The organism is Arsenicicoccus sp. UBA2120 (assembly GCF_002330965.1).
GTDB classification, from domain to species: Bacteria; Actinomycetota; Actinomycetes; order Actinomycetales; family Dermatophilaceae; genus Arsenicicoccus; species Arsenicicoccus bolidensis.
In genome coordinates this window covers 42,681-52,684 of the sequence record NZ_DCYC01000095.1, presented here as the reverse complement: position 1 = coordinate 52,684, position 10,004 = coordinate 42,681, and the positions used below count along the sequence as shown (strand labels likewise).

General features: G+C 72.4%; 9 protein-coding genes and 1 pseudogene. 3 read left to right on the top strand and 7 right to left on the bottom strand.

Translation table 11 applies throughout. The features are described from left to right. A pseudogene (locus B2P18_RS16535) lies at nucleotides 1-186 on the top strand (hypothetical protein); the annotation flags it as partial. Between the two features lie 130 nt (nucleotides 187-316). Next, the gene (locus B2P18_RS16530) at nucleotides 317-1,060 is read left to right on the top strand and encodes an alpha/beta hydrolase (protein ID WP_286961643.1); all 744 of its coding nucleotides are present in this window, start codon (nucleotides 317-319) and stop codon (nucleotides 1,058-1,060) included. A gap of 17 nt (nucleotides 1,061-1,077) precedes the next feature. Here B2P18_RS16530 and B2P18_RS16525 read toward each other — a convergent pair whose 3' ends face one another. From B2P18_RS16525 to ccrA, 5 genes are all read right to left on the bottom strand, one after another. Beyond that, nucleotides 1,078-1,320 carry an acyl carrier protein gene (locus B2P18_RS16525; protein ID WP_286958991.1) on the bottom strand — a complete coding sequence of 81 codons (243 nt, stop codon included), beginning with the start codon at nucleotides 1,318-1,320 and terminating at the stop codon, nucleotides 1,078-1,080. After that, nucleotides 1,317-3,260, bottom strand: coding sequence for an HAD-IIIC family phosphatase (locus B2P18_RS16520; protein WP_286961642.1), 1,944 nt, complete (start codon nucleotides 3,258-3,260; stop codon nucleotides 1,317-1,319). Before B2P18_RS16520 ends, B2P18_RS16525 begins: the two co-directional genes overlap by 4 nt. Beyond that, nucleotides 3,260-3,874, bottom strand: a complete 615-nt coding sequence (locus B2P18_RS16515) for a serine acetyltransferase (protein ID WP_286961641.1) — start codon at nucleotides 3,872-3,874, stop codon at nucleotides 3,260-3,262. The genes B2P18_RS16520 and B2P18_RS16515 overlap by 1 nt, the downstream gene beginning before the upstream one ends. A 152-nt stretch (nucleotides 3,875-4,026) precedes the next feature. Next, complete coding sequence (locus tag B2P18_RS16510; RefSeq protein ID WP_286961640.1) at nucleotides 4,027-5,355, bottom strand: AI-2E family transporter; 1,329 nt, start codon at nucleotides 5,353-5,355, stop codon at nucleotides 4,027-4,029. Nucleotides 5,356-5,428: 73 nt separating this feature from the next. Beyond that, entirely contained in the window at nucleotides 5,429-6,766 is a 1,338-nt protein-coding gene (gene ccrA / locus B2P18_RS16505) for a crotonyl-CoA carboxylase/reductase (protein ID WP_286961644.1), read from the bottom strand. A 191-nt stretch (nucleotides 6,767-6,957) separates the two neighbouring features. Here ccrA and B2P18_RS16500 point away from each other — a divergent pair, with 191 nt between their 5' ends. Further along, on the top strand, nucleotides 6,958-7,800 hold the full coding sequence (locus B2P18_RS16500; RefSeq protein ID WP_286961639.1) for a polysaccharide deacetylase family protein: 843 nt from the start codon (nucleotides 6,958-6,960) through the stop codon (nucleotides 7,798-7,800). A 348-nt stretch (nucleotides 7,801-8,148) separates the two neighbouring features. Here B2P18_RS16500 and B2P18_RS16495 read toward each other — a convergent pair whose 3' ends face one another. Further along, nucleotides 8,149-9,057, bottom strand: coding sequence for a type IV toxin-antitoxin system AbiEi family antitoxin domain-containing protein (locus B2P18_RS16495; RefSeq protein ID WP_019285632.1), 909 nt, complete (start codon nucleotides 9,055-9,057; stop codon nucleotides 8,149-8,151). A gap of 409 nt (nucleotides 9,058-9,466) precedes the next feature. Continuing rightward, on the bottom strand, nucleotides 9,467-9,913 hold the full coding sequence (gene mce / locus B2P18_RS16490; RefSeq protein WP_286961638.1) for a methylmalonyl-CoA epimerase: 447 nt from the start codon (nucleotides 9,911-9,913) through the stop codon (nucleotides 9,467-9,469). Nucleotides 9,914-10,004: the final 91 nt, after the last annotated feature.

The window sequence follows — 10,004 nt, the reverse complement described above, 5'->3', positions numbered from 1 at the left end:
GCGTGGATCGTGCGGGGCGTCCGTGGGGCCTCGACGGGCAAGGTCTATCGCTGCCCGGGCTGCCAGCAGACCCTGAGCGATGCCATCGCGCACGTCGTGGCGTGGCCGGCCGAGGGGCTGCGAGGGCTGCCGGACCGGCGGCACTGGCACACCCCGTGCTGGTCCGCCCGGGACCACCGCCACTAGCCCCCGGCATACGGTCCGTCGACCTTTCGTCCGTCCGTCCCCACCGCCCGCCGTCCCGCGACCGCCCATCGTCCCGACACACCGCCCGCCGCCCAGACACCGCCCCTACCGTCAGAGGAGCCGAACCCCCTTGCCCAGCCACGAGATCCGTGCCAACACCGTCCTCCCATCCCGCAGGGAGGAGATCGAGCTGCACACCGCCGACGGCCTCCGGCTCGTCGGAGAGCTCGCGCTCCCCGTGGACCGCGACCCCGTGGCGACCCTGGTGACGCTGCACCCCCTGCCGACCCACGGCGGCTTCATGGACAGCCACGTCTACAAGAAGGCCGCCAACCGGCTTCCGGCCCTGGCCGACATCGCCGTGCTGCGCTTCAACACCCGCGGTACGAGCTCGCCGCGCGGCACCAGCGAGGGGGAGTTCGAGCACGCCGAGGGGGAGCGCTTCGACGTGGCGGCGGCCATCGAGTACGCCGAGTTCCACGAGACTCCGCCGCTGCCGCACCGCTGGCTCGTCGGCTGGTCCTTCGGCACGGACCTGACCCTGATGTACGGCCTCGACCCGGCCATCGAGGGCGCGATCCTGCTCAGCCCTCCGCTGCGCTGGACCGGGTCCGAGCACCTGCGCGAGTGGGCGGTCGACGGACGGCCCCTCGTGGCGCTGGTGCCGGAGCACGACGACTACCTGCAGCCCGCCGAGGCGCGGGAGAAGTTCTCGGTCGTGCCGCAGGCCGAGGTCGTCGGCGTCGACGGGTGCAAGCACCTGTGGGTGGGGGAGACCTACGTCCGCCGCGCCCTGGACGAGATCGTCGCGCGGGTGCGACCGGGCTTCGGCCCCCTGCCGACGACGTGGGACGGCGAGGTCGTCGAGGACTGAGCGCCTGCGACGTCCCCTCAGTCGCGCTTGGCGTCCACGACGTCGACCAGCGCGCCCACGTCGCTCAGCCCCGACATCTCCGCGTCGGACAGGTGGATCCCGAAGGCGTTCTCCACGCTGAACATCAGGCTCACGTGCGCCAGGGAGTCCCAGCCGTCCACCTGGTCGGCGACGGTCTCGCGCGTCAGTGTGAGGTCGGGATCGGCCAGGACGTCGCGAAAGATCTCCTGGACCTGCTCGAGGGTGGTCGGCTCGGTCATCGATGCTCCTTCAGGGCAGGCAGCGCGACGGCGACATAGGTCGGCGGCTGCGGGAGGGGGCGGGTGAGGTCGAGGCTCCAGGTCTGCGGGGCGTCCGGGTCCTGAGGCCGGGGTGCGGCGTCGGCAGCGTCGGGCCTGACGCCCGCGTCGGCAGCGTCGGCACGACGCTCGTCGCGGGTGAACCCGCTGGACCGGTAGACGTCTCGCGAGGGGGTGTTCTTTGCGGTGGGCACGAAGTCGCCGCGCAGGCGCGCGAACCCGGCGTCGCGGGCGTGCTCGGCCAGTGCGACGAGCAGGCTCTGCTCGACGGTGCGCCCGATCACGCGGCAGGACATCACGAAGGTGTCCACGACCAGGTCGTCCCCGTCCGGCACGGCGACGAGCGCCGCGACCAGGCCGTGGTCGTCGAAGCGGTCCCGCACGCGCATCCCCCACACGACGGCCCGGTCGACGCCGGCGAGACGCTGCACGTCGGCCGCCGAGTGACGTCGGCCGGTGAGGTTGAACTGGTTGGTCTTGCCGATGAGCTGCACGATCCGCTGGGCGTTGACCTCGTCCAACGGCTCGATCGTGGCCGCGAGCTCGAGCCCGGCGAGGAAGTCCTCCCGAGAGCCGGCCTGCGCGGCGAACGCGCCGGCCTGTGCGCGGGCGCGGTACTGCGCGGTGCGGCGGGTGTCCTCGTGCGTCAGGGCGACGGCCTGCAGCCCCGGGAACCGAGCGATGGTGCGGAGGTACTCGGTCGGTGCGGCCGGCAGCTCGACGACACCGACCTGGGGCAGCGCCTGCCGGACGGCCTCCCGCTCGACGGGGTTGTCGTCGACGAAGACCAGGGCGTCGAGCCCGAGGTCCAGGTGTGCGGCCACCCGCTGCACGGCGAGCGGCTTGTCGTCCCAGGACGCCTCGAACGCGACGATGTCGTCCAGGGTCAGCCGCATGTCCGGGTGGCGTTCGAAGGGCTCCCGCGCGTCGTCGGGGTTGTTCTTGCTGACGACCGCGAGCAGCATGCCTCGGCGGGTGAGCTCCTTGAGCCAGGCCTGGAGGTCGACGTAGGCCTCGCCGGCGGCTCCCGATCCGAGCTGGATCCCGCCGACGCCGTCCTCGCCGACGACACCGCCCCACAACGTGTTGTCCAGGTCCAGCACGACGACCTTGCGTCCGAGCCCCAGGGCCGAGGCCGTGACGTCGAGGATCGCGGTGGCGAGGGTGGGGAGCGCCGCCAGGCCGACGGCGTGCTTGGAGTGGTACCAGTAGCGCGGGTCGTGCCACTGCGCCTCGCCGACCCGGGCGGCCACCGTCTCGGCATCCACGAGGTGCACGCCGTCGGGGGCTGCTGCCGCCAGCTCCAGCCCGAGGCGGCGGATCATCGCGACGCGGCCACCCGGCGACGCGAAGGCCAGGCCTGCGTAGGGGTCGTCGGTGGGCGGGACGAAGGTCGTCTGCACGATCCGCGCGCCGGTGCGCTCCTGCAGCACCTGCCACAGGCGCGTCCAGCGGGAGACCTCGGCGGCGACGTCCACCACCGGGTCGTCGCTGATCGGCGGCAGGTGCAGGTCACGGCGGTCGATCACGAGGGCCACCACGTCCGGCCCGAACGCGTAGAGCGCCGACGTCGGATCGTGCACCTGCTCCTCGTAGGCCCGGTAAGGGGTCTCGTGGACCTCCAGCCGGATGCCGTGCGCGAGTGCCGCCACCCGCAGCGCGACCGCGAGCTGGCCGCTCGTGTGGCTGCTCAGGAGGGCGAGGCGCACTGTCCTGCGCAGCCCGGGAGGGGCGTCGTGCCCGTCCGCGCGCTGCCACAGCTGCCCGAGGAGACGGTCGGCGGCGAGCCAGGTGGTCAGGTCGTCCGTCTCGGTGGCCACCCGCCCCAGGGTGGCGAGGCCCTGCGCGAGGTCGTGCTCGGCCAGCTGCCCGCGGGCGCGGGCGATCAGCTCCCCGGCCATCAGCGGACCGTGGGGATGCGCAGGACCCGGGGCTGCTGGTCCACGACGGTGGCGCCCTCGGGGACGTTGGTCATGATCGTGGTGTTGGGTCCGAGGTTGGCCCCGTCGCCGACCCGGACACCCCCGACGATCGCGCAACCCGCGCCGATGGAGACGCCGTTGCCGATGCGCGGCGCCTGCCGACGGAAGGTCTCGGGCTTGCCGCTGCCGGCGCCGAGCGTGACGTTCTGCCGGATGACGCAGTCGTCGCCGATCGTGGCGTGCGGGTGGATGACGATGCCGCTCTGGTGCGCGATCCGCACACGCCGGCCGAGCGCGACCGTGCGGGGGAGCTCGATGCCGTAGACGTTGCGGCACACCAGATATCCGGCCCGGCTGACCAGGTCTGCGGGGACCCGCGCCCACCGGGGCGCCTCGCCGGCGTCCACCCAGGCGCCGATCCGCGCCGACGCCACGGCCTGGAATCCTGGCGTCGTGACGTCGCCGTCGTGAGCCTGGCGGTCCTCGCGCAGCTGGTCCACCACCGAGAGGTGGGTCCGCAGCCACCTGACCCAGGGCCGTCGTGGCACGATCGTCGGCGTTGTCGTCGGCGTAGTCGTGCTCTCCACCGTCATGCGATTCCCCCTCGCGCTCTCGACAACACTCACGTTATGGCAGGGTTGCGTCCGGGGTGCGGCTGGGGCTGGGGGGGCGGCGCAAGGTTCACCGGACCGGGCGCTCACCATCACGAAGCATCACGCTGGGTCAGCAGCAGGTGAGCGGCAGGTCACAGGCGTCGCTGACGCGGGACGAGCACCTCCTCGTAGAGCAGGAGCAGCGCCGCGGCCGTCGGGATCGCCAGCAGCGCACCCAGCATGCCCAGCAGCGTGCCGCCGGCGAGGGCCGCGACCACCGTGACCGCCCCGGGCACCGCCACGGTGCGCTGCATGATCCGCGGCACGATGATGTAGTTCTCGACCTGCTGGTAGATCACGTAGTAGACGAGCAGGATCAGCCCTGTCTGCGGGCTCTGGATCAGGCCGGCGCCGGTCACGAGCGCTCCACCCAGGGCGGCTCCGACCATGGGGATCAGCCCGAGGAACGCGACCGTGACGGCGAGCACCTCGGCATACGAGACTCCCAGGATCCTCATGGCGATCCAGCTGAGCAGGCCGTTGATCGTGGCCACGCCCACCTGGCCGATCGCATAGCTGCCGACCCGCCGCATCATCTCCTCGGAGAGGTAGACGACCCGCGCGCGACGGCTGGCCGGGACGACGGCGTAGGCCGCCTTCTTGGTCGTGGGCAGGCTGGCGAGGAAGTAGAGCGTGAGGATGAGGACCGTGAAGGTCTGGAAGATGCCGCTGCCGAGCGCCTGCCCCGCCCCGATGAGCCCGCCCGCCACCGTGGACAGGAAGGTCTGGTCGCGCAGCCGCTCGGTGAGCTGCTGCTGCACCTGCGCCGTGAGGTTGTAGTCCTTGTCGAGGTTCTGCACCCAGGGCTGGCCGAGGAGCTGGGTGACGTAGTCGGGGGCGTTTTTGATCAGGGCGGAGGACTGCTCGACGACCGGCGGGACGACGAGGCCCGCCAGGAGCGCGAAGACGACGAGCAGGCCGAGGAACACGATCCCGACCGCGGCGCCGCGGCGCAGCCCACCCGTCACGAGCCGCTGGACCAGCGGGTCGAGGGCGAGGGTGAGGAAGAACGCGACGGTCAGCAGGGTCAGCGTGAGGCTGAGCGCGCCGATCATGCTCCACAGCGTCGCGGCGGCGAGCACGCCGATGGCGCCGACGAAGCCGATGGTGAACGGCGACTGATGGATCAGCGGGACCCCCGTCCGCGTGGGGGCCGAAGGTGTCGCGCCGGACGTGGTCGTCGTGGTGGTCGGGTCGCCGGTCCCTGACGCCGTCGGCTCGACCGTCCCGCCGGTCAGCGTGGTGTCCACGCCCCCGCCCACGTCCCCGCCCACACTCTCGCCCGCGTCCCCGCCCACCGGGAGGTCGGCGGCGTCGCGCCTGATCCGGTTGCTCTCGGCCAGGGCCTCGCGCTGGCGGGCGCGATAGGCGTGCCAGCGGCGACGTGCCGCGACCGTCCGGTCGACCAGGGGGATCCTCACGGTCCGAGGGTATGACGCGGGCCCGGCCGCCACGTGGGTCACACGCGGGCGGCCGGGCCCCTCGTCATACGGCTCAGACGTCGCGGAACCGGTCGATCTCGGTCTGGAGCTCGGCCCGCATCTCGGGCCTGGACACCCCGAGGCCCTGCTCGGGGGCGAGGGTGAGGACCCCGACCTTGCCCTGGTGGGCGTTGCGGTGGACGTCGAGCGCCGCCTGACCGACCTCGTCCATCGCGTAGGTCTTGGACAGCGTCGGGTGGATCAGGCCGCGGCGGATGAGGGAGTTGGCCTCCCAGGCCTCGCGGTAGTTGGCGAAGTGCGAGCCGACGATGGACTTGAGGTTCATCCACAGGTAGCGGTTGTCGAACTCGTGCATGTATCCGGACGTCGAGGCGCAGGTCACGATCGTGCCGCCCTTGCGCGTGACGTAGACCGAGGCGCCGAAGGTCTCGCGGCCAGGGTGCTCGAAGACGATGTCCGGGTCGTGGCCGTTGGTCAGCTCACGGATCTTGGCGCCCAGGCGCTTCCACTCCTTGGGGTCCTGGGTCTGCTCGTCCTTCCAGAACCGGTAGCCCTCGGCGTTGCGGTCGATGACCAGGTCGGCGCCCATCTTGCGGCAGATCTCGGCCTTCTCCGGGGAGGAGACGACGCAGATCGGGGTCGCGCCACCGGCCAGGGCCATCTGCGTGGCGTAGGACCCGAGGCCGCCCGAGGCGCCCCAGATGAGCACACGGTCACCGAGCTTCATGCCGGCGCCGTTGCGCGAGATGAGCTGGCGGTAGGCCGTGGAGTTGACCAGACCGGGGGAGGCGGCCTCCTCCCAGGTGAGGTGCTCGGCCTTGGGCATGAGCTGGTTGGCCTTGACGATCGCCAGCTGGGCGAGGCCGCCGAAGTTGGTCTCGAAGCCCCAGATGCGCTGCTCGGGGTCGAGCATCGTGTCGTTGTGCCCGTCGTGGTGCTCCAGCTCGACCGACAGGCAGTGGGCGACGACCTCGGTGCCGGGGGCCCAGATGTGCACGCCCGGTCCGGTGCGCAGCACGATCCCGGACAGGTCCGACCCGACGACGTGGTAGGGCAGGTCGTGGCGCTTGCCCGCGTCGCTCGTGCGGCCGTAGCGCTCGAGGAACCCGAACGTCGGGACCGGCTCGAAGATCGAGGTCCACACGGTGTTGTAGTTGATCGAGCTCGCCATGACGGCCACGAGCGCCTCGCCCGGCGCCAGCTCGGGCAGCGGGACCTCGTCGAGGTGCAGGCTCTCGCGGGGGTCCTTGTCCCGGCTCGCGCGACCCTCGAACATGCCGACCTCGTCCTTGTGCACCGTGACGGCCCGGTAGGACTCGGGGACGGCCAGGCCGGCGTAGGTCTCGGCCGACCGGTCCCCGCTCAGGATGGCGTCGCGGATGGCGGTCATGGCGTCGTTCGTCATGTCTGCTCCTCGGGCATGGGGCACCACTGCGTGCCGCCTCACCAGGGACGCTACTGGCGGGTCACCTCACGGCGATAGGGGTCTGAGACCTCCGACACAGGGGTGACGTCGCTCACGTGGCAGGGGCGTTAGCATGGCCGCACCGCCCGGGCAAGCCGAGCGCGATGGGGCAGACGGTGTCGTTCGTGCCCTGGGGGATGCGGGGGACCATGCGGGTGGGGAGGGCCGGGCTGTCGGGCCTGGGGTCGCTCGTCGTGTCGCGCCGGACGGCGCTGACCGGCGCTGTCCTGTGCGCCGTCTCTGGCGCCGGGCTCGCCGTGACGGACGACGGCCGGCTCGAGCTCGCCCTCGGCCCCACCTCCTCGCCGCAGTCGCGCCGCGCGGACCGCGACTGCGTCAGCTATGTCCGGACCCACCGGCCCGTGCTGTCGCTCACCTTCGACGACGGGCCGGACCCGCGCTACACCCCCGCGGTCCTGGACCTGCTGCGCCGGTATGACGCGCGCGCCACCTTCTTCGTCGTCGGCGCCAACGCCGCGGCCCACCCCGACCTGGTCGCGCGCATGCGGGCGGAGGGCCACGAGGTCGCCAACCACACGCACGACCACGCCCACTTGACGGAGATCTCGAACGCCGAGGTCCGCGACCAGATCGCCCGCGGCCGCCGCGTCATCGGCGACGCGGGGGCGCGGCTGCTGCGCCCGCCCGTGGGCCGCACCAGCACGTCGGTGGCCGAGGTCGCCCGGTCGCTGGGGGAGCGTCAGGCCTTCTGGAGCTCCTGCCTCGAGGCGTGCCTGCACGACGGCGCGCGCGTCGGGGGCACCGGCCTGGGCGAGGCGCTCGACCCCGGCGCGGTGGTCCTGGCGCACGACGGTGGCCGGGTGGAGGGACGCTGGGCCCAGGAGTACCCCCGCGACCAGACGGTGGAGGCGCTGCCGCACCTGCTGGAGGCCCTGGCCGCGCGAGGGCTGAGCTCCGTGCCGGTGGGCGAGCTCGTGCGCTCCGGCCGCATCCGCTGACCCCGCCGACCACGCCCCGGCTCCGCCATCCTCCGTGGTGCCGGCCAGTCCCGGTGGTGTGTTGCAGCACGCCACGGGGGCTGGTGGCGGCCACGGGGGCGGGTGGTTGCCACGGGGCTGGTGGCGGCCGGGGGGCGCCCCGGACGCGCCCCCGCAGAGTCCGGCGGGGTTCTGCGTGGTGGGCTCCGCCATCCCCCGTGGTGCCGGCCAGTCCCGGTGGTGTGTTGCAGCACGCCACGGGGGCGGGCGGCGGCCACGGGGGCGGGTGGTTGCCGCGGGGGCCGGTGGTGCCTCGGCACGGGCGAGCGCCCGACCCCGTGTGGGGCGGGCGCTCCGCCATAGAAGAAGTCAGGCTGCCGCGACCCTCCGGTTCATCCCGTGACGCCGCCGGGCCCGCAGGCGTGCCCCCTCGACCTTCCGGCGCAGCAGCGCGGGGTCGTCGAGCAGCTCGTTGGTGATGCGGACGACCTCCCACCCCTGATCGCGGATGTCGTCCTCGCGCACCTTCTCGCTGGGCAGCACACGGCCTGACACCGGGTCGGCATACTTCCCGCGCCCGTCGTACTCGAAGCAGACCCACTCGCCGTCGATGGCCCCGTCCACGCGGTAGCGCTTCAGACGACCGGTCACCGGGACCTGCGGCGTCGTCGCGTAGCCGAGGTGGTGCAGCGCCAGAGCGGAACGTGACTCCCCGGGTGACTCGCGTCGGCCGTCCGCCAGCCGGTGCACGAGCATCACTCCTGATCCGCCTCGCTCGAACGCGAGCCGCTGAGCCCACACGGCGAGGTCGTTCGCCGTCGTCCGGCCCGTGCGCACCGCCTCGTCGGCCGCCATGAGGGCGGACTCGGGGTCCAGCAGGGCGGTCTCCATGACGGCCCGAGCGACCCTGCACCCGGAGTCGAGCAGCAGGGCTTCGTGGACATAGACGCGTCCGCGACTCTCACGCGGGCACCCCGAGGTCCTCCATCGCATGTGGATCGTGGACAGGTCCGGCTCGTGCACCGGGAGGCCGAGATGGATCAGAGCGCTGTGGTGGCTCGCACGTTGATGTGGGTGGAGGTGCATCTCGATGCGTGTGTCCACCCGGTGGTGGTCCCGTGGCCACGGGAGGTCCTCGGCGGTGTACCAGCCTCGTCGCACCCGGGTGATCGTGCCGGCCTTGACCGCGCTGCGGAGATCGGAGTCGGTGACGCCGGAGGCGAGGGCGTCCTCGCGCGAGAAGAACTCACGGGCGAGCAGGGCTGGGGGGATCGACATGGACTGAGGATGTCTGCGTGGCCCATTCGCGACCAGGGTCCCGGCTGCTCCTGTGGATGGGGCGTTCCGCAACGCGTCGCGCTGTGGACGACGGGCCCTTCTGACGGGTTCCGGCGGGCGTTGGCCGGGGGATCTCACGGATTGTCGTGCTCACGATGTCGCGCAGGTGGCACCTCCCGGTGTCGGAGGTGCCCAGCAGCGTAGGTGGCGAGCCGCAGCACGCCACGGTCGCCGCTCAACGCCACGGTCGCCGCTCAACGCCACGGGGGCTGCTCCCCGCCACGGGCGGGGCGGGTCAGGACAGGGGAGGCAGGACAGGCGGGTCAGGACAGGCGGCTGGGGGCAGGACGCGGGCGCGCCCGACCCCGCGTGGGGTCGGGCGCTCCCGGCATACGGCCGAGGCCTGAGGTCAGTGCATGCCACCCGGCGCGGGCTCGACGAGCTCGACCAGCACGCCACCGGCGTCCTTGGGGTGGATGAAGTTGATCCGCGACCCCGCCGTCCCGCGCTTGGGCTCGGGGTAGAGCAGGCGCAGGCCGCGCTCCTTCAGCGTCGCGCACACGCCGTCGATGGACTCGACGCGATAGGCCATCTGCTGCATGCCGACGCCGGACTTGTCGATGAACTTGGCGATCGTGCTCTGCTCGTTGAGGGGGGCGAGCAGCTGGATGTGGGAGGTCGAGTCGCCGACCGCCATCATCGCCTCGGCGACGCCCTGCTCCTCGTTGACCTCGCGGTGGGCCATCGTCATGCCGTACTTCGTCTCGTAGAACTCGATGGCCTCGTCGAGGTCGCGGACCGCGATGCCGACGTGGTCGATGTGCGTGAACAGTCCCTGCAGCGTGTTGTCAGCCATGCCTCCAGCCTAGGACCGGGGGTCTGCGGCCACTCACCCGGGGGCCGACCGGCGGCGCGGTATGACGAGGCTCACGTCCCCGCACGACGCG